19 protein-coding genes are annotated in these 20,328 nt (G+C 48.2%); 12 read left to right on the plus strand and 7 right to left on the minus strand.

The window, feature by feature from the left end:
- The first annotated feature begins 3 nt into the window (after positions 1–3).
- From BUQ98_RS13760 to BUQ98_RS13770, 3 genes are all read left to right on the plus strand, one after another.
- Positions 4–915: an ABC transporter permease gene (locus tag BUQ98_RS13760; protein ID WP_074214374.1), complete on the plus strand. Its 912-nt coding sequence runs from the start codon at positions 4–6 to the stop codon at positions 913–915.
- Positions 912–1,706 (plus strand): ABC transporter ATP-binding protein, encoded by a 795-nt coding sequence (locus BUQ98_RS13765; RefSeq protein ID WP_074214375.1) that lies wholly within the window; start codon positions 912–914, stop codon positions 1,704–1,706. The genes BUQ98_RS13760 and BUQ98_RS13765 overlap by 4 nt, the downstream gene beginning before the upstream one ends.
- 116 nt (positions 1,707–1,822) lie before the next feature.
- Entirely contained in the window at positions 1,823–2,725 is a 903-nt protein-coding gene (locus BUQ98_RS13770) for an EamA family transporter (protein ID WP_074214376.1), read from the plus strand.
- Here the strand turns inward: BUQ98_RS13770 and viaA are convergent.
- The 3 genes from viaA to BUQ98_RS13785 all read right to left on the minus strand — a co-directional run bounded on the left by viaA (position 2,709) and on the right by BUQ98_RS13785 (position 6,925).
- Positions 2,709–4,187: an ATPase RavA stimulator ViaA gene (gene viaA, locus BUQ98_RS13775; RefSeq protein WP_074214377.1), complete on the minus strand. Its 1,479-nt coding sequence runs from the start codon at positions 4,185–4,187 to the stop codon at positions 2,709–2,711. The genes BUQ98_RS13770 and viaA overlap by 17 nt on opposite strands.
- Positions 4,174–5,841: an AAA family ATPase gene (locus BUQ98_RS13780; RefSeq protein ID WP_074214378.1), complete on the minus strand. Its 1,668-nt coding sequence runs from the start codon at positions 5,839–5,841 to the stop codon at positions 4,174–4,176. The genes viaA and BUQ98_RS13780 overlap by 14 nt, the downstream gene beginning before the upstream one ends.
- A 253-nt stretch (positions 5,842–6,094) precedes the next feature.
- Entirely contained in the window at positions 6,095–6,925 is an 831-nt protein-coding gene (locus BUQ98_RS13785) for a rhodanese-like domain-containing protein (protein WP_074214379.1), read from the minus strand.
- Between the two features lie 138 nt (positions 6,926–7,063).
- On the opposite strand from BUQ98_RS13785, the gene BUQ98_RS13790 reads away from it, so the two are divergent.
- Entirely contained in the window at positions 7,064–8,047 is a 984-nt protein-coding gene (locus BUQ98_RS13790) for a lipid A deacylase LpxR family protein (RefSeq protein WP_083605302.1), read from the plus strand.
- 27 nt (positions 8,048–8,074) lie between these two features.
- Here the strand turns inward: BUQ98_RS13790 and BUQ98_RS13795 are convergent, their stop codons facing one another.
- Entirely contained in the window at positions 8,075–8,938 is an 864-nt protein-coding gene (locus BUQ98_RS13795; protein WP_074214380.1) for a DMT family transporter, read from the minus strand.
- A 159-nt stretch (positions 8,939–9,097) separates the two neighbouring features.
- Between BUQ98_RS13795 and BUQ98_RS13800 the strand changes: the two genes are divergently transcribed.
- The 5 genes from BUQ98_RS13800 to BUQ98_RS13820 all read left to right on the plus strand — a co-directional run bounded on the left by BUQ98_RS13800 (position 9,098) and on the right by BUQ98_RS13820 (position 14,813).
- A complete protein-coding gene (locus BUQ98_RS13800) occupies positions 9,098–9,637 on the plus strand; it encodes an isochorismatase family protein (RefSeq protein WP_074214381.1) in 540 nt (179 codons plus the stop codon).
- Positions 9,638–9,804: 167 nt separating this feature from the next.
- The gene (locus BUQ98_RS13805) at positions 9,805–10,800 is read left to right on the plus strand and encodes an ABC transporter substrate-binding protein (RefSeq protein ID WP_074214382.1); all 996 of its coding nucleotides are present in this window, start codon (positions 9,805–9,807) and stop codon (positions 10,798–10,800) included.
- 66 nt (positions 10,801–10,866) lie between these two features.
- Positions 10,867–11,763, plus strand: coding sequence for an ABC transporter permease (locus BUQ98_RS13810; protein ID WP_074214383.1), 897 nt, complete (start codon positions 10,867–10,869; stop codon positions 11,761–11,763).
- Positions 11,756–12,994 (plus strand): quaternary amine ABC transporter ATP-binding protein, encoded by a 1,239-nt coding sequence (locus tag BUQ98_RS13815; RefSeq protein WP_074214384.1) that lies wholly within the window; start codon positions 11,756–11,758, stop codon positions 12,992–12,994. Before BUQ98_RS13810 ends, BUQ98_RS13815 begins: the two co-directional genes overlap by 8 nt.
- 220 nt (positions 12,995–13,214) lie before the next feature.
- Positions 13,215–14,813, plus strand: coding sequence for a methyl-accepting chemotaxis protein (locus tag BUQ98_RS13820; protein ID WP_074214385.1), 1,599 nt, complete (start codon positions 13,215–13,217; stop codon positions 14,811–14,813).
- 86 nt (positions 14,814–14,899) lie between these two features.
- Here BUQ98_RS13820 and metC read toward each other — a convergent pair whose 3' ends face one another.
- A complete protein-coding gene (gene metC / locus BUQ98_RS13825) occupies positions 14,900–16,093 on the minus strand; it encodes a cystathionine beta-lyase (protein ID WP_074214386.1) in 1,194 nt (397 codons plus the stop codon).
- A gap of 258 nt (positions 16,094–16,351) precedes the next feature.
- Here metC and BUQ98_RS17055 point away from each other — a divergent pair, with 258 nt between their 5' ends.
- A complete protein-coding gene (locus tag BUQ98_RS17055) occupies positions 16,352–16,525 on the plus strand; it encodes a hypothetical protein (protein ID WP_175566328.1) in 174 nt (57 codons plus the stop codon).
- 326 nt (positions 16,526–16,851) lie between these two features.
- Here BUQ98_RS17055 and BUQ98_RS13830 read toward each other — a convergent pair whose 3' ends face one another.
- Entirely contained in the window at positions 16,852–17,331 is a 480-nt protein-coding gene (locus BUQ98_RS13830) for an NfeD family protein (RefSeq protein ID WP_254813938.1), read from the minus strand.
- Between the two features lie 14 nt (positions 17,332–17,345).
- Positions 17,346–18,296 (minus strand): SPFH domain-containing protein, encoded by a 951-nt coding sequence (locus tag BUQ98_RS13835; RefSeq protein WP_074214388.1) that lies wholly within the window; start codon positions 18,294–18,296, stop codon positions 17,346–17,348.
- Positions 18,297–18,874: 578 nt separating this feature from the next.
- Here BUQ98_RS13835 and BUQ98_RS13840 point away from each other — a divergent pair.
- Together BUQ98_RS13840 and BUQ98_RS13845 are read left to right on the plus strand one after the other, a co-directional pair.
- Entirely contained in the window at positions 18,875–19,081 is a 207-nt protein-coding gene (locus BUQ98_RS13840; RefSeq protein ID WP_074214389.1) for a transcription antiterminator/RNA stability regulator CspE, read from the plus strand.
- Between the two features lie 167 nt (positions 19,082–19,248).
- Entirely contained in the window at positions 19,249–20,247 is a 999-nt protein-coding gene (locus tag BUQ98_RS13845; RefSeq protein ID WP_074214390.1) for a bacteriohemerythrin, read from the plus strand.
- Positions 20,248–20,328 lie beyond the last annotated feature (81 nt).

A 20,328-nucleotide genomic window follows, 5' to 3' on the forward strand; every position in this document is an offset into this window, starting at 1 on the left:
TAAATGACTGCAATCGCCTTCTTTGGCACCTTAGAGGTTGGGCTTATCTACGGCTTGGTCGCATTGGGTGTCTACCTGACCTTTCGTGTTTTGGACTTTCCCGATCTGACCGTTGACGGTAGCTTTCCGATGGGGGCTGCGGTCGCAGCCACCATGATCGTCGCTGGTTACAACCCTTGGTTGGCCACAGCCGTAGCCATTTTGGCTGGTGGGGTAACCGGGCTCATCACCGCCTTCTTAACCGTTAAGTGCGGCATCCTCAATTTGCTTTCGAGTATTTTGACTATGATTGCCGCTTTCTCTATCAATATTCGCATTATGGGCCGCCCCAATATCGCCCTTCTCGGAGAAGAAACCATTCTGACTCCGTTTGAGTCGCTCGGCATTGCTCCTGCCTATCTTCGTCCTTTGGTGGTCGGGGTATTGGTGATTATTAGTAGCCTACTGGTGATCCGCTTATTAGCCAGTGACTTTGGCCTAGGACTACGTGCCACCGGAGTGAACGCACGTATGGTGAAAGCCCAAGGTGGAAGTACGGCGATGTATACTTACTTTGGCCTTGCCTTATCTAATGCTTTTGTCGGCTTCGCCGGTGCGCTCTTTGCGCAAACCAACAGTTTTGCAGATGTCACCTCTGGAGTGGGTACTATTGTCGTTGGCCTCGCCGCAGTGATCCTCGGACAAACATTGATACCAGGGCGTAAAATGTGGGTCGCGGTCGTCGCCGTTATTGTAGGGTCCATTTTATATCGTCTCGCGGTCGCCTTTGCGTTATCTAGCGGGATGTTTGGCCTTCAGGCCTCGGATCTGAACTTGGTCACTGCTGTGCTGGTTGCCGTGGCGCTTATCGCACCGAAAATGCGTCAGCAGTATCAAAAATCGAAGCGTGCCAAACAGGCGGAGGTGTCAGGATGATTTCGCTAAGCAATATTCAAGTCACCTTCAATCCCGGCACGGTGCTGGAAAATAGAGCGCTGCGCGGGGTGAACTTAACCATTCCCGAAAAGGAATTTGTCACTATTATTGGCTCCAACGGAGCAGGTAAATCCACTTTACTTGGCGCCGTAACAGGGGAAACGCCAATGATTGGCGGCAAAGTCATGATTGATGAGATTGACGTTACCAAAAAGGCTGTCCATCAGCGCGCCACCCTCGCAGCGCGGGTATTCCAAGATCCACTTGCCGGTACCTGCGCCTCATTGACCATTGAAGAAAACTTAGCACTGGCCTATCGGCGCGGTAAAGGCCGGGGCTGGACGCGCGCGCTGGGGAGTAAACGTCGCAAATTGTTCCAAGAACGTATTGCAATTTTGGGATTAGGCTTGGAAGACAGGCTGGGTGACAGCATCGGTTTACTTTCAGGTGGACAACGTCAGGCCGTGAGTTTGGTGATGGCAACGCTATCAGACAGCAAGCTTTTATTGCTTGATGAGCACACTGCTGCCCTAGATCCGCGAATGGCTGCGTTCGTGATAGATTTGACCAAAACCATCGTCAATGAATTTAATCTTACCGCCATGATGGTCACTCACTCGATGAAAGATGCGTTGGCGTGTGGTGATCGAACCGTAATGTTACACCAAGGCAATATCGTGCTCGATGTCCATGGCGACGAACGTAAAAACCTGGACGTTCCTCATCTATTGGAAATGTTCAATAAAGTGCGCGGTGAAACCCTCGCCGATGATAGCTTGCTACTCGGTTAACCGACTACGGCGCTTACCATCATGGTAGGCGCCTAATTTTCTATTCTTTTTGTCAACTTTTTCGTGATAATCAACAATCCATGCTAGGGTAACTCTATCTTAGTAAGGGACTGACTATGAACATCAAAAGCGTTCTGCTCGCTTTACTTGTAGTGCTGATTTGGGGCGTCAATTTCTCCGTTATTAAAGTCGGGCTGGAAACCTTGCCGCCTATATTATTCTCCGGGCTACGATTTTTTATCGTCGCTTTACCGGCCGTGTTTTTTATCCCTCGTCCCAAGGTCAAGCTTTGGCAACTGTTCGCCGTCGGGCTGAGCTTAGGCGTGATTAAATTTAGTTTGCTGTTTATTGCGATGCAGGCCGATGCGTCAGCTGGGATCGCATCACTGTTATTACAGTCTCAGGTGATTTTCACCATTGTTCTTAGCGCCCTACTATTTAGAGAGTCAGTGACACGCGCTCAGGGAATAGGCCTGGTGATTGCTTTTGTGGGGTTTGGGTTATTCTTTTTCACTTCCACGGGAAGCGCAACGTTCATGGGAGTTGCAATGATTGTGGCAGCCGGCTTTTTCTGGTCTATCGCTAACTTAGTGATGAAAAAAATGCCAGGCGTGAATCTCATGCACTTTATGGTCTGGGTAAGTCTAATCCCACCTGTTCCGCTTTTTGCGCTGTCGTATTGGTTTGAAAGCCACCAACCATTAGCTTTGTTACAAGCCACGCCACTATCAGGCTGGATATCCATCGCCTATGTTGGCTATCTCTCTACCTTGGTTGCGTTTGCTATCTGGGGATGGCTGCTTAACCAACACACGTCAGCATCGGTCACACCGTTTGCGCTATTGATTCCTATTGTGGGGATGGGAGCAGCATCCGTCGGGCTAGGTGAAAGCCTATCATTGGTCGAATGGGCCGGAGCCGCCTTAATTGTCGCCGGGTTAAGCTTGTCAATACTAGGGAGAAGAATAGGCAGATGGCTTGGTATAAGCCCAAGAGCACATCCTACTTCTGCGTCGTGATGTTTTTACTTGGCCACCACTGATTTATTAAGCGTCCTCCTAAAGAGGGCTGATAACGCCAACAGTGATCGAACATAGCCATCAACTCAGGATTACCGTACTTTGATAAGCTCACCGCATGAAAGCGGTTTTGCTTTGCCTTCAGCGCGTCGACCTTATTTATCATATCGTCCGATTGCTTGGGCGCAATAAAGTCCGACACCACGACTAAGTCGGCATTTTGATATCGTTCACCCGTCATCAGGTTAAGCGCTTTTTCGATCACAGGCGCCATATCAGTGCCACCGTGAAAACGGTACGAGAGGAAGCTCATTGCCTCTTGTAAGCCTTGCTCACCGGTCAGCTCATAACTGATATGATCAGTCGAAAAAAGCATCACGTAACAATCACGATGTTCCGTTGCCGCGATACGCATTAATACATACGCTAGCGCTTTGGCGCACTGTTCTGGGAATCCACTCATCGATCCCGAGGCATCGACTGCAATGATAAATGGCCCCTTCTTTTGTTCTGGTTTAGACTGACTGGGCGCTTGCGTTTCCACCTTTTTTCGGCGATGGGCTTTCCCTGTAAACTGATAATTAAGTAATTGCTTATCGACAAGCTGTTTATAAAATACCATTTCTAGCGCAGGATCAGCCAACAGGACGGCTTCGTTAGGCAAGAGGCGATCGACACGATCACTTTGGCATATCCCTGTGATGTCATCCGGGACATCGACTTGCCTTTCCGGTACGGTTTTCAGGGTTTCCGTTGGCTGTTGGCTTGGACCCGCCGCATCGATATGGTTAGCCATGCGTCCTAACTGCTCGGCAATCGCTTGCAGCTCTGAGTTTTTCTCTAAAAACGTCACAAATCGCTTAAGTAAGGTGACATCTTGTTGTGACAGCGAGCTAGCCGCCATATCCCATAACCGTCCAACTTTACTGATATCGCCCGATTGATCGACCCCATCCATTTGTTGATAGGTTGAAATCCGGCGATACAAATCCTCAAGCAGTTTTTGTTTTTGGGCCTCAACACTTTCAGATTGCGCTTTTTGTATTTCCGCTTTTAAATGCGCGTGCCATTTATTGCAAAAATACGATTGGAACATCGGATCGGCGTGGTTCGCTTGGTGTGACGCCAGCTTTTTCGCTTGCTCATAAAAGGAAGACACCGACTTTAGCTTTCCCACTAAGACGTTAATATCTTTCTCAAAATCACGGGCTGTTTTTTCTGTCGCATGCTCGTAATACTGAATTTCTTGTTTCAATGAAGCGGATAAACCTTGCTGCACGAGCTTACGTTTAGTGTGGCCCCGCCAGCGATTGAGCTGCTGCTTAACTGCGCGTTTAATCGCGGGGCTGCGCTCAGTCAGTACGAGTAACTGAGGATGAGACATCAACTCTGTCATGGCCGCATCGAGTAGCCCCGACTCGGCCAACATCAAGCCCATATTAAGGCTCTCAGCACTCAGCATCACGCACTCCTGAGAAAAATTCGCCGAGTCGTGCCAACCGGTTCACTTGACGTTCCAGAGTGTCAAACTGGGTTTTCACCTCATGCTCAACATCCACCAAGCTTGCCGACGCAGTCTCAAGCAGATCAGGTTGGGCAAATAAATGGGGCAAGCCGGCATTGAGCTGACTGCGCGCGCGGCGGATCAAAAATTGTGCTTGCTGCAATTGTGCTAATGCTTGGTCGGTCTGCGTTTTCCATTCCGCCACTTGTTTACTGTCTGGATCATTCATGCCTACAAGCGCCATTGGGACCGGCCGGTTAGCAATATCTTTGATCACCAAGGTGTGTTGCGCATCCCACTCTAGGGTTAATCGGCACAAGTGGGTATTTTTGTTCACATAACCGTATAAATCTGTGCTGCCTGTTTTCACTTTCTTCTCTACATCAGCAGCATCAAGATATATCCAACGACTATCCCCTTTTTCTTGTTCTGATACCGACGGGTTAGCTCTGAGTAAAACAAAGCGAACAAGATCCTGGCTTTGGTTGACGGTAAAGCGAGGAGATTGACTGATATCGATGAGCGGCTTACGACTGAGGCCTGCATTACTCGTATCTTGGCGATACGATAGCGCTTCAACCGTGCTGAGTTCGATATCACTTAAAGCGGCCTTTACATCCTCAATTAATGCGAGCACTTCTTGCTGGTCAAATAGGACCTCTGCGGCAAATGCTCGCATCACATTTTGCACGACGTCTCGCGATTCTGGGCTGTGCCACAAGCAATCTTCTAAGAGCAATACATCAAGCGGCGCAACTTCATCTCGACCATTAAAAAAGGCTGCCGACTTGAGTAAACGTACCGCTTTTTTCCAACGCCTATCCGAAACATACAATTCAGATGGATCAAACTGTGTTTGATCATTGCTCGCGTTTTCTAAACGTTGCTTTAATGTATAGAGTTTTTCAAAAATGACGTCGGGAAAGCTTAACGTTGGAATGATAGCTTGCCATTGTTGATACTCTTCATGGCTGATTTTTAGCTTCTCTGACACCGATGCTTCTTCTTGGCTAGGCTCGGTGAGCATCAACTTAAAGTTTTTCTTTTCTTGAATTCGATTAACAAACACTCGAAGCAACATGCGGTCGTAAAGCGCGTCGAGCCCACTATCAGGATCCGGTAGTTCATTAGAAGCGGTGACGAGTAAACGCATCGGCACGGGATAGACATGCTCGCCATTTTTGAAGGTGCGTTCGTTCACCACGGTAAGCAAGGTATTGAGGATCGCTGGCCCCGCTTTCCAAATCTCATCAAGAAAAACCACATCCGCGTTAGGTAAATATCCATCGGTTAAACGAACGTATTTACCTTCATCTTTTAGGGCCTGAATCGAGAGCGGACCAAATACTTCTTCGGGGGTGGAAAAGCGAGTCATCAAGTATTCAAAAAACTGGCTGTTATCAAACGCCTCTATTAAACGTTTGGCGATATAACTTTTTGCAATCCCGGGGGGGCCGAGCAAGAAGACACTTTCGCCAGCAAGCGCAGCTAGCAGACACATTTTGATCGTGTGTTCGCGTTCGTAAACCCCACTAGATAGCGCATCAATAAGGCTAGCGATACGTTCCGGCAATAAAGCGCGGCGACTGACGGTGGCAAGGTTTTGAGGCAAGTGGTACTCCGCTTTTAATGGCTAGGTATCGTATTCAACACGCTTGATCAAACAAAACGCCCCTCTGTTCGTTAACCATGGCAAATATGCTTTGTTTTGCCATTAGGGGCTGACACTCCGTATGAAAAAAGCGCAATTCTGTAACCTAATATTACTTAATGTATGGATATATCATTAGCACACCTGCCAAATAGTGACATAGATCACCATCAAGTCAATCTTGCGACACACCTCTTACTTAACTGGATACATGTTAACCCACTTTCACAACCGGCCAGTGTGCGTGACTTCCCCACTCGGCCCATGATCCATCGTAAACAGCAACAGGATAGGCAAAGTAATGCTCAGCGACGGCAGCCAAAATACACGCGGTTACCCCCGAGCCACAGCTCGCCACGTTGATCCGCGTATCACTTAAGTGCGGTAACACAGTTAATCGCGCCTCATTCTCATTTATCACAAAGCCACGTGGGTCGGTTAACGTGGCAAAGGGAAGATTCGTGGCGCCAGGCATATGGCCACTACGAATCCCCTCTCTCGGTTCAGGGACGTCGCCATAAAAGCGCGTTTCAGGGCGAACATCTATCACATTAATCGCGGCGAGCTTATCTGCCAACGTCGCACCATCGATGTAGCGATAAGGCTTAAACTGTGTCTGATAGGTGGCTTCTACGCGCGGCTGAGGCGGCGTATTATCAACCCCTCCCTCTGAGGCCATCCATGCCGGTAGTCCGCCATCGAGGATAAACACATTCTGATGGCCCATGACTTTACACATCCACCAAGCACGAGCAGCGGAGAAGAGTCCTTGGGTGTCATACACCACCAAGGTATCTTGTGAGGCAATACCTAGCTCTCCCAGGTGTTGGGCGAAACTTTCTTCATCGGGCAACATGTGAGGCAGGCTAGAAGACAGATCTTTAATACGCCCGTCAAAGTCAAAATAGACCGCGCCCGGTATTCGTCGTTGTTGCCATTCTTGAAAGCTGTCTCGAGAAACATCTGGCATAAACCAACTGGCGTCTACGGGGATCACGGTATCGAGGCGCTGAGCCAGCCATTCGGCGGTTACAAACACTGACATTTTGACGGTTCCTTTTCATCGTTGATTGACGGCTTACCACCCTTTCACAAGATATTGACCTTTCTCATCTGGTGTCAGCCTGCGTTTTTACTCATACTGAGAGCCTCGCATTGAAGATGCAACTAAATGAGGATGTGAATGACACCGTCTCGCGTGATCAGTGGCACTATTTTACTGTTTCCCACTATGCTACTTGCACCTAGCGCGGCCTTGGCGGCCGGCTTTGGGGTAACGATTGAAAACGACAGTCCATTGGGAGTCGACAACCAATACACCAGTGGCGTTTATGCGCACTGGCATGCAGATTGGTCGGACGATCTCACTACTTCGTCAGTCACGCCTATCCGTTGGTTTGCCGAACAGCTCTCGCTCAATGAAGCGGCAAGGCAAGGTTGGAGTGTCGATATGGGGCAAATGATGTGGACCCCTAACGATATTACCTATACCACGCCTCAACCCGAAGAGCGTCCCTATGCGGGGTTAATTTTTGTCGAGCCCGGTATCTACCAGCAAACGCCAGAACGGGTTGATAAATGGTCACTGATGCTCGGTATGGTTGGCCCCGCCTCGCAAACGGAAGAAGGGCAATCTTACGTTCACGATTTGATTGACTCTCCCGATCCCAAAGGCTGGGACTACCAAGTAGAAAATACGCCAGTGGCGCAATTTGCTTATGAGCGCCATCAGCTCTTGCACCGTAGCGAGCATCAAGAATGGGGAGTCACCGGGCGCGCGGATATTGGCAACTTCCGCAGTGAGCTTTCAGCCGGCCTTAGCTACCGTATTGGCCTTGACCTTGCCAATACTTTCGGCGGAATAAGCTTTGAGCCAGGTCGACACCTCGACAGCCGCTTGTTTGAAGCAAGTAAAAAAGGGGCATTCCTATACACCGCTGTTCAGGGGCGCTACCGCGCTAATGACATCACCATCAATGGCGATAAGCCACCTGAGAATGCCGATATTGATATGACACACTGGCAAGCCAGTATCGCCGCGGGTCTCGCTTTTTATCAGCCTCGCTGGGGCACTGATGTGAGCGTAGTAATGCATTCTAAAGATTATGAGCAAGCTATTGATGATACGTATAGCTATGTGTCTTGGACAATGCATTACCGCTATTAAATACGCCCCCTGATATGGCCACTATTGTTACGTGGCCGTCTCCATCTTCTCTACGAACTGAGACTTCGGTTTGTCTGTTAATTTCATCAATACTAAGGACGCTAAGATCATCGCTATCCCAACCCATTGGAGTGGCTGTAAGGTTTCATTGATCCACAATACACCGAGCGTCACCGCCGTGAGTGGATTAAGAAACATAATGATGGACTGACGGTTAGGGCCAAGCACGGTGATTGACCGTATATAAGCCCAATAACCCACCGCGGTATTAAGTAAAATAACCCATACGAGTCCAGGTAAAGCCTGCACGGTGATCGCTTGAGGTGGACCCGCCACGAGCCAAGCAAACGGAATCAGCATCAACCCTCCCAACACTAACTGCCACGCGGTTAAGCCAAAAATATCTTTCGCTTCCCAACGCTTCATCCACAGTGTCGATTGTGCAACAAAGAAGGTCGCTAGTAACATCGCTCCCGCCCCGATCCAGTCAATATCTGTGGACGGATTCAGCAACAAACCCACCCCCAATAGCCCGAGTAATGCCAAGCTAAGCAGCTTAGGCTCTGGCCGTTTTCCCTCGGTTAACCACTGCAATAACATCAGGACTAGCGGCAAGGTGGCGCCTAAGGTGCCGGCCACAGCCCCCGGTAGGCGATATGCCGCGATAAATAGCAGTAAAAAGAACGCCGCAATATTGAAAAAACTCACCGCCAGCATTCTCGGTAAACTCAGCGGTAAACCACGACGACTAATCACTAACATCAGCAAGCCTGCAGGCAACGCGCGCCAAACGGCCATCCAATAGGGCGAGAGGTCACCAAGGAATAAGGCCACGGCTGAATACGTACTTCCCCAAAAAATAGGTGCGAGAATGGCAATAAAATAGTGCATTGTGGCTCTCCATTTGTCTTCATATGAAGATACATTAGCCGTCAAATTGATCAACATCAAGTATCTTTATTGAAAGATAAATATCTACAGAGGGTAAAAGCCCGTTCAATGGCAAGGAACTGCTATTCTTATTGATTGGTAAAACAGAGGGATACTAAAATGATAAACACCGAAAATGCAGTCGTCTTATTGGTTGATGTGCAAGGTAAGTTGGCGCAAAAAGTAGCAGGCAGTGAAGACCTACACCAAAAAATCGCGCAGTTACTGCGTGCATGCCAGCACTTTGATGTGCCCGTGGTTTGGGTTGAACAGCTGCCCAATAAGCTCGGTCCAACGACCTCATCCTTGGCTGACTTAATGCCAAATAATACACCCATTGCGAAGCAAACGTTCAGCGCTTACGCCCATCCTGAGGTAGAAAAAAACCTGACAGAGCTTAACCGCAAACAAGTCATACTGTGCGGAATTGAAACACATATTTGTGTCTATCAAACCGCCTGCGACTTACTGAGAGAACACTATCATGTCCACGTAGTCACCGATGCAACCTCATCTTGCCAATCCTCGCATTATCACAGCGGTATTACGATGATGCGACAACATGGTGCCTGGATAACCGTGGTTGAAGCCTTGTTATTTGAATGGCAACAACAGGCAGGCGAACCAGACTTCAAATCATTTCTCTCATTGATTAACTAACGGGCATATCGCCTCTTAGATCTCGACGGCACATCGGGATAACCAGCCACCATAACCCCAATGATGAACATAAAGTTTGTGTGGTTCGTATCACACTACCAGCCCTAACATTTTCATTAGTGGTCTAATATTATTTGTGACACATGTTTGAAAAGGAAAGGAAGCATATGTACAAACGATTACTTTCTGCCGCTGTTCTCTCGCTCTCGGCGTTATCGGCCAGTGCGGACGATCATAACTGTGGCAAAGTCACCATCGCTGACATGAATTGGAACTCTGCCAGCCTGATTGCCAACATCGATCAGTTTATTTTGGAGCATGGCTACGGCTGTGATGCCGAGCTTGTCCCTGGCGATACCATGCCAACGGGCACCTCGATGATCGAAAAAGGTGAGCCGGATATTGCGCCAGAGTACTGGAGTAACTCCATGCGTAAAGGCCTACAAAGAGGCATTGACGAAGGCCGTATTCGCTATGCAGGGAAAGCGTTTGTGGAAGGCGGTGAAGAGGGATTTTGGATACCAAAATACATGGTAGAACAACACCCTGAGCTGAAAACCATTTCGGGCATCAAAGCCAATGCTGATTTATTCCCTCATCCAGAAGATGCCTCCAAGTCCGCATTTTATGGCTGCCCTGCTGGTTGGAGCTGCCAAATAACGTCAGAGAACCAGTTTGAAGCACTCAACCTTGCTGACAGTGGGTTTGAAATTGTCGATCCGGGTTCAGGTGCTGGCTTAGCGGGCTCGATTGCGAAGGCTTATGAGCGCGAAGAAGCGTGGTTCGGTTACTATTGGGCACCGACTGCTGTACTAGGTAAATATGACATGGTAAAAGTGGACTTTGAGACCGGTACGGACGTACAGCATTACAAGGATTGTATTACCTCAAATGATTGTATGACACCTAAAGCGACTATGTATCCGGCAGCTGACGTTGATACCGTGGTGACTGAGCGCTTCGCTACGCGTGCACCAGACGCACTTACCTATATAGAAACCCGTGGTTTTACCAACGACCAGATGAACCGTTTATTGGCATGGATGGAAAACAATCAAGCTGATGGTGAATATGCCATGACCAACTTCCTCATTAATCATGAAGAGATTTGGACCCAATGGGTGCCCAGTGATGTCGCAGAAAAAGTAAAAAACGCGTTATAACCCAAAATGGCCAGCGCAGAGCTGCCGCTGCGCTGGCTCTCCTTAAGCAGTATAGGAATAATAACAATGGCTGATTCTTGGCTAACGGATGTGCCAGAAATGAGCAGGCGCGACTTGCTCACAATACGACAAACGCTTGATGGTGCTTACCGTAACTTTTCCCGCGAATATGGTGAAGGCATCGAAGCCTTCTTTGACCCTCTCCTCCACTTTCTTGTTTGGTTCGAAGACTTACTCCTCGCCACACCTTGGTGGCTGGTCATTGCTGTACTCGCTGGTATTGCCTATCTCGCCAGTCGTTCTTGGAAACTCCCCGCGGCTGTAGTGATCTCTTTCACTCTCATTGGTTACCTTGGGATGTGGGAAGACACCATGAGCACCATGAGTATCATTTTGGTCTGTACCCTAGTCGCTATTGGTGTGGGGGTGCCGATAGGCATTGCGATGTCAAAGTCCAATCGTACTCAGGCTGTCGTCACACCATTGCTCGATATCATGCAAACCATGCCCGCCTTTGTGTACTTAATTCCGGTGGTCATGTTATTAGGTATTGGCAAGATCCCGGGGGTTATTGCCGTGGTCATTTATGCCATTCCGCCGGTTATTCGCTTGACGAATCTTGGTATCCGGTTAGTCGACAAAGATGTGTTAGAGGCAGCAACAGCCTACGGCGCTAATGGTTTTCAGCGTTTATTCCAGATCCAGCTACCACTGGCAATGCCAACGATTATGGCGGGCATTAACCAAACCATCATGATGGCACTGGCAATGGTAGTCATCGCATCGATGATTGGCGTCTCGGGTCTTGGGCAACCTGTACTTAAGTCAATAACCAACCAATACTTTACCTTAGGTCTTCTCAACGGCCTCGCGATTGTCGTGATTGCGATTATTTTCGACCGCGTGTCGCAAAGCTACGCCAAACGCTCTCAGCTGCATCTCAAAGGAGGTGACCATGACTAAGCCAGCTCAATATACCTTAATTGAGATCCAAGGTCTGTATAAAGTCTTTGGCGACCATCCGCAAAAAGTCATGCCAGACGTCAAGGCAGGGAAAAGTAAAGACGCTCTGTTACACGAAACGGGACACACCATTGGGCTCAGTGACATTAACCTGTCTATTCGACGTGGCGAGGTATTTGTGATCATGGGGCTATCGGGTTCGGGAAAATCGACCTTAATTCGTCATTTCAACCGTTTGATCGATCCCACCGAGGGTGAAATCCGCGTCGAAGGTACCGATATCATGAAGCACGCGCAAAAAGAGCTGCAGACGTTTCGACGCCATAAGATGTCCATGGTGTTCCAGCGCTTTGGCCTACTCCCGCACCGTACAGTGAAAGAGAACGTTGGCTTCGGTTTACGTATTCAAGGCGAAGGGAAAGCGCAACGCGATAAAAAAGCGGAGCAATGGCTGTCGACTGTGGGTCTCGACGGCTACGCCGATCAGTACCCGGCGCAATTATCTGGCGGCCAACAACAACGTGTCGGCCTTGCACGCGCCCTCTGCACGGATGCGGAAATATTGCTGATGGATGAAGCATTCTCTGCGCTTGACCCCCTGATTCGTAGCGAGATGCAAGACCAGTTGATTGAATTGCAGGAAAAGCTGCACAAAACCATCATTTTTATCACTCACGATCTCGACGAGGCGCTGAGGCTTGGTGACCGTATTGCCATTTTACGTGATGGTAAGCTGGTACAAATGGGTGAGCCTGTCGATATCTTGCTCCAACCGGCCGATGACTATGTCGAAGCCTTCGTTAAAGACGTTAACCGTGCTCGAGCACTCACTGTGGAAACCGTGATGCAGCCACAAATCTGTCGTATCAGTGCCCACACCATTGGCGATGCGATCCAGCAGATGCGTCAGCAAAAAACCAATTATGGCTACTACATCACTGAAAAGGGCTATCAAGGCACCTTGAGTGAGAAAGCATTGAGTGACAAAGACCCAAGCGGCGATATCGAGGCAAGCTTACTCGAAAACGTTCCCGCCATTGACCAAGACTCTTTATTAGAAACCGTGATCCCAGATACGTTGGAGTCAAAATGGCCGCTGCCCGTCTTTGATAATCAAGGGGAGCTGATCGGGCATCTATCAAGACAAACCGTGGCAAACATCCTCAGTGAGAGTGGTCAAAAATCTTCTGCGATATCGGACGATCCAGACTCGCCCAAAAAAGCCAGTTAACAGGCAACGCGACGTCATTGTCTGTGAAAGCGTCCCGTTCAGTCGGGGCGTTTTTTTCTTCTCGTCGCTGTTTTTCTGCTCTTTTTCATCACAACCCCTGTCCGCCTCCGCGCGATGTGTTCACTCCCACATCACACTACTGATACACCTGTCATTCTTCTGAAACAGTGACACCCTAACCTGCGGCGCATCATTGGATTGGCAGTTAACAGGAAGTATCATGAGCGTAAGACAGCGATTACTGATCGCCTTCACCCTCTTCATCGCCTCAACCATCGGACTAGGCAGTCTCGCACTTTGGATATCGGCTCGCTCCGCGGACGCCTCAGCCGAATATGTAAATCATCAACTTCCCGAAGTATGGGCGCTTTTAGCCCTTGAGCGTGATCACCGCGATCTCGTCAATCTGTCGCAAAAAATCAAAGCACAAGTCTTGTTCTGGAACGAGATCACCCCTGAATTTGAAAAGCTTCAGCAGCGTTATCAACAGGGCTGGCAAGCCTTGTCACAGTATCCGTCTTTGTCGGACTGGCGCGCCGAACAGCGAGAAGGCAAAAAGAAGTTCGACCAATATCTCACCAAGCTTGCTAAAACGGTCGACAGTAAGAGCTTTTACGATGCGGGGCGTCTCGTGGACTTTGACCTCTACCCTGCCGTTGACCCCATGTTAGCGGCCATCAACGACAAGCTGACCGAGCGTCAAGATAACGCGAAAAGCTCTGCCGGCGCGCTTATTACCTTTTTGAATCAGCAATCGAATATTGTCTATGTTGGCTGTGGGATAACCCTATTACTTGCCTTGGTGCTCATGACCTGGCTACGAAAAACCGTGGTGGTACGCCTGGATCATATTGCCACGTCCCTGACGGATATCGACCAGCGCTCCGATCTCTCCATGCGTTTGTCCGATAAATATCGAGATGAGGTCAGTGCCGTCGCTCGGGCATCAAATAACTTGCTCGATAAGTTCAGTTACTTTGTCACCGATATACAATCGCGAACATCAGCGCTGGATCAACAGTCAGATACGTTAGACCAGCAAAGCACGCAAGTGGCGACGATCAACAAGCAAACACGCAAAAACGTCAACGATGTCGCGCAGTCACTCACGGTGATGGAAGGCGCAACCACAGAAATCGCCAACGCCATTCATGACACCCGTGAATACATCGGCAAAGTCTCTCAGGACAACGATGAAATTCAAACGCAAATGAGCGCGACAGAAGCCTCAATTGCCCATAGCGTTAAAGTCGTTGAAAACGTGTCGAGTACCATGGCAACGTTGAAACAAACCAGCAACCAAATTGCTGGCGTCATGGATGTGATCGAGAGCATTGCCGAGCAAACCAACTTGCTTGCCCTCAATGCCGCGATTGAAGCAGCTCGCGCCGGTGAGTATGGCCGGGGTTTTGCGGTTGTCGCCGATGAAGTAAGAGGCTTATCTCAACGTACAGCACAATCGACGGGAGATATCCGTAACTGGATTAACGATCTGCTAGGCCAAGTTGATACCGCCAGCACTCTCCTCAAGGAGACTCAATCTGCCAGTGCCGATAACCACCAAGCCAGCATCCGGCTGCAAAGCTATCTGGGTGACATGCACACTACCTTCCAAGGGCTGGAACAGCTCAGCGCAGAAGTTGAAGCCGCATTGGATTCACAACACAAAGAAATCGCCCATCTCACTGAGCAGCGTCGCGCGCTCAAGCAGGGTAGCCAATCGCTCACCGATGCCATCGATACCACCAGCGATGTGAGTGGTCAGTTGAGCCAGCAATCCAGCGCATTGACGCAATTAACTGATCAATTTCAAACCTAGAGGCATGTTGTGATAACGCGATCTCACGCCCTTCATCGAGTCTAAGAAAGAAAGCGCCCTCGCTGAAGGGGCTCCTTCCCTCTTAATCAGGCGTTCTTGATACGCTCGAAACCGGCGGCCAGATCGGCAATCAGATCGTCGACTTGCTCTAACCCGATATGTAGCCTCACCAGTGTACCAGAAAACTCTACCTTACCAACCGGTCGGATACGGTTGAGCTGTTCAGGCTGATTGGCCAAAAGTAACGACTCAAAACCTCCCCATGAGTAAGCCATACTGAAATACTGCATATGATCACAAAACGCTTCTAGCTGAGCATCGGACAAACGCTGATGAAAGACAAACGAGAAAAGCCCGTTACTGCCGCTAAAATCACGCGCAAAATAACGATGTCCGGGACAATCAGTAAAGCTCGGATGCAGAATTTTCGCGACTTCAGACTGCTCATTCAACCAGTTCGCCACTTGCAATGCATTATCTTGATGCTGAGCGAGACGCACATCGAGAGTGCGCAACCCTCTTGTTGCTTGGTAAGCGGTGTCAGGGTCAACGGTTTGTCCCATTAAGTAGACACGCTCTCGTAACGTTGGCCAACATCGTGCATTGGCAACGGCAGTACCCAGCATATTGTCTGAATGGCCGATAATGTATTTGGTTCCTGATTGGATAGAAATATCTACCCCTTGTGCGAGTGGTTGATACAAGCGACCTGCCGCCCAGGTATTATCCATCATGATCACCGCATCCGGTGCTCTTTCACGCACGGCTTCAACAATAGCGGGCGTGTCATGCACCTCCATCGTATACGATCCCGGAGACTCTAAGAAAACAATACGCGTATTGGTTTTTATCCGCTTACTGATTTCTTTGCCCTCAAGTGGATCAAAATATTCGGTATCAACCTGCATATCAGCCAAGATTTTCTGGCAAAAGTCTTGGGTTGGCTCATACGCCGATCCTGAGACCAAAATGTGGTCGCCTGTTTTCACAAACGCGAGAATACTGTTTGCGATTGCCGCTGCACCACACGGAAATAATGCACACCCCGTTCCTTGCTCGAGCTCTGTCATTGCATCTTGCAAGGCAAAATGTGTCGTCGTCCCGCGCCTGCCATAGAACAACGTTTGTTGGTGGCGATGAGCAATCGCATGCTTTTTCTCTGCTAATGAATCGAAAATAATTGAAGAAGTACGCTGCACAACCGGGTTGACTCCCCCCAGGGTATAGCTTCTTCGGCGTCCCGCATGAATTAGCTGTGTACGGCTTTGTTTCTTTTCCATCACTCACCCATCCTTTATTGGCCTCTTTTCTAGACTAAGCCCTCAACGATAAGCAGTAAAGACATTTAGACGTCCAAAATGGATTTTTTGGCCTCTATTTAACAATATGTCATAGCGATCAGCACTAAGTCATTCAGTGGCTCATCGATGGCTGTCATTATCATTTGAACACTAAACAGATCACAATTCCGTCATCTTCTACTAGAAACAACTAAAAAATGTATATACATTGTATATCTATAATATGGGCATTAAGACATGGCAAAAAAAGAAAAAAATAATAAAGACAGCCAATTACTAATACGAATAAGCAGCGAGCAACGCAATGCATTCGTGCAGGCATGTGAAGAATCTGACACATCAGCCGCACGAGAAATAAGGCGCTTTATCAAACAATTTTTGAAAGACCACGAAACAAAAAAAGAGTCCTGAATACGTTTAAGGTGCACATTGCCGGCACCAGACCACAGCATGATGCTGTATTGCAGTGGCACACGCTTCGGCAATAAATACTCAAGGAGAAATATCCATGGCGAAAGTATCTAAGAAAGATCTGAAAAAATCGATTAAGAAGACAAAAGCGAAAGTCGAGAAACAACAAGGCAAGCTTAAAAAGCTTGAAAAGAAACTAAAAAAAGCCTAAATCACACACGCGCGTAGGCGATATAATAAAAAGCTCGGGCCGATGCCCGAGCTTTTTTATATCCATTTTTTTGATGTTCATATTGGTTGCGCCAATGGCATCATCTACAACGTGTTTATGCTGTATCTGGAGAGGATACAGGCTCAACGGTAAAACGCCCGACATCCACCCCACTCACTCGTACTTGCTCGCCGGGCTGAAGGACAATATCACCTGCATTTGCATCCAGCTGCAATTGCCATGTGATCCCTGAGTATTTAGCTGATGACGGCTGCTCACGGCTTAATGGGGCTGTCAGTGTCAACGTCAACCCAATAAAATCGCTATGCCGGTTGTCTGGACGACGGCCTCCACGTTGCAGTCGTTTTAGCGGTCGCCATAATAATAGGGTTAATAACCCCGCACCAATCCCAGTACCACTAAACAACGCTGTCACGGTTTCGGGCAACACACCGACCATGGCCAACAGGCCGACCAAAATAGCAGCACTGCCTGTTGCGAGTAAGACGATCGTCGATAGGCCTAGCAACCAAACCTCGACGGCCAACAACAATAATCCAATAATAATGGTTAATTCTGCGAGATAGTGACCCAAGTTATTTATCCTATTTAACCTTTAGCTTTATTCAACGTCTCGATAATCGTCATCGCTTCTGCAACAACATTCGCTGCTCCCGTCCCCGAATCTGGCAACAACACAACAGAAGACTCTTTCGCAATCGCTTGTTTCGCGCTAATCGCCTTCTCTGCCAGTTCGAGCTGAATCGCTTTTTGCCCTTCCTCAGTGATGGCTCGTGTACCAACAATTTCAAGCGCTTCGGCTTGTGCTTCCGCTACAGCAATAATAGCTTGAGCTTCACCCTGAGCTTTCAGTATTTGCTCCGATTTCTCAGCTTCCGCGGCTAAAACGCGCGCCTGCTTCTGCCCCTCTGCCACATTGATATCAGATTGACGCGCCCCTTCAGACTCAAGGATCACCGCACGTTTCTCACGCTCAGCTTTCATTTGACGCTCCATAGCATCGAGAACAGAGCGCGGTGGATCGATATCCTTAATTTCATAGCGGAGTACTTGCACACCCCAAGGCTGGGCAGCCTCATTGATTGCAGAAACAATCGCTGTGTTCAAGCTTTCACGTTCTTCAAACGTTTTATCTAACTCCATTTTACCCACTTCACTACGCATCGTTGTTTGCGCAAGCTGTGTCACTGAGTAAACATAGTCATTCACGCCATAGCAAGCTTTGAAGGGATCCAGGACTTTGATATAAAGGACGCCGTCCACCACCAACGATATATTGTCACGTGTAATCGCAGATTGACTGGGAACATCATATGCTTGCTCTTTGAGGGTTCGCGTATATGCCACACGATCAATAAAAGGAACGATGACATTAAGCCCCGCTTCCATTGTTTTGTAGTACTTGCCAAACCGTTCTACCACATAGGCAGTGTTTTGCGGGACAAATGTGATGGCGCCTCGAAGCACAACAACCACTAAGATGGCTAGTACTATCCACACACCAATAAAACTCGATATTTCAAAAAAGACGTTATCCATGGAGGGATCCTACTTACTGTCGCTAATACGACCAATATAGATGATGTTAAGAGCTCAGGCATGAGTAACGATTCGTGAACACCTGAGCAATTAGGATACGTCAATGTCAGCGTAAAAAGACAGATAACAATAACAAATTTGACACTCCTCTTAATCTAGATCGCTTTTTTCAATATGATTTTGCTCTATAACGACACAGCCCTCCGTGCTTGATCCCATTTTTTAAAACTCTTTATGAAGATCGCGATTTCATCAGCAAAAGAGATTTACCTCGCATTATTTTGGGTGTATTCTCGTTAATGATCATCCGTAATGGTTGACATCACTGGCGGTTGACGCGCGCATCGTGCGGCAACCATCGGTAAATTGATACGCAAACTACGCGTAGTTCTGTTGAAGCTGTTTAGTAGCTTCTGGAATCGGAAATTTATGCAGCAATTGAATATAGTTACATCGAAACACCCCACCGCTAGGCTGGAAAGTTAGTTGTCCTGAAGATATTCGCTACATTTGCCCATAGAGTCGATTAACGGCACTCGCGTCACTGCAACACCTAGATAATATATTCAGGAGACACCATGTCCAAAGCTAATGGTACCGTTAAGTGGTTTAACGAAGAGAAAGGTTTCGGTTTTATCCAGCAAGAGAACGGTCCAGACGTATTCGTTCACTTCCGTGCTATCGTTGGTGACGGCTTCCGCACACTTGCGGAAGGCCAACAGGTTGAGTTCGATATCGAGCAAGGTCAGAAAGGCCCTCAGGCTGCGAACGTTGTTCGCCTGTAAGCCAAACCAAATTTAATAAGAAAGGCGCCCTAATGGGCGCTTTTTTTATCTTTATAATCCTTTGCCTTCCTGTAAACCTCGTCAATATCGCATTCAATCATGATGTTAGTAGACGCTATTCTTACCATCCACTAGGCTGACAAGATAGGAAATTGTCGGGAGGACGTATGCTATCTCCGTGCTTAATTGTCGATGATCATGAAATGATTCGTGACACCATAGGGTTAATGGCACAAGCACTCGGTATTAAGTCGGTGATCACAGCAGCGGACGGGGCTGAGGCTATCTCGCGCGCTTACCATGATGAACCCAGTCTTATCATCACAGATCTGCAAATGGACCCCATTGATGGTTTGGAAATGTTGCGCCTGATGAGAAGCGGGCGGTACCACCTGCGTCATGATATGCCCATTATTATTTTAACCGCTAACGCCTCTCAAGCAGTGATCAGCGAATGTATCCGGTACGACGTTGATGCCTTTATGGTAAAGCCAGTTAAAAAACAAGACTTGGAAAATCGCGTTAAGCAGTTATCGAAACAAACCAAAGCCAAAAAACCCCCCAAGTTTTACTTTGAGATGTATCAGTCAGATCCGGCTAAATCAACGGACTTTGAGCACAATGGTGCCATTGTGTTTACGGAAGAAGAGCAACAAAAGATTGAGGGGATTCATGCTCCCGAAGGCGAAGTAGCACCGGATCTCGCGAAAAAAGAACCGGCAGTGCCAGCTCCTCCTATGGGAGAGCCCAAAGATCGTAAATTCATTCGCTGGCAAGATAAGTATACGGTTGGTCACCAAGATCTTGATGACAGTAACAAGCAACTGCTCTCAATCATTAACGATACGTATGAAGCCATTGCTTATCACCATGAGGGGGAAGATAAAACGGATTTCGATGCCCTCGCTCAGCGCTTTCGTGATTACATCGATTCACATTTTCAGTTAGAGGAAGATATTCTCGAAGCACACACCTACCCAAAATACAAAGAGCACACTGCAGTCCACCAGCGCCTGGCTCGGCAAGCGCAATATGTACTGCTGCAATGCCAAGCCGACCCCGAACTCTATCGCTCAGAGTTTTTCAAGTTTTTACGCTATTGGTGGATTCATCACGTGGTTCGAGAAGATACACAATACCGAGATTTTTTATTACAAGGACCCTAAATCCAACCTCCCTCCTTATCAGACAGCCCTATTCTAGGGCTGCTTGCATTCACAAACCACGCCATTCAAGTAAGCTGTCAC

This window comes from Salinivibrio sp. ES.052 (genome assembly GCF_900141775.1).
In the GTDB taxonomy this organism is placed as follows: domain Bacteria; phylum Pseudomonadota; class Gammaproteobacteria; order Enterobacterales; family Vibrionaceae; genus Salinivibrio.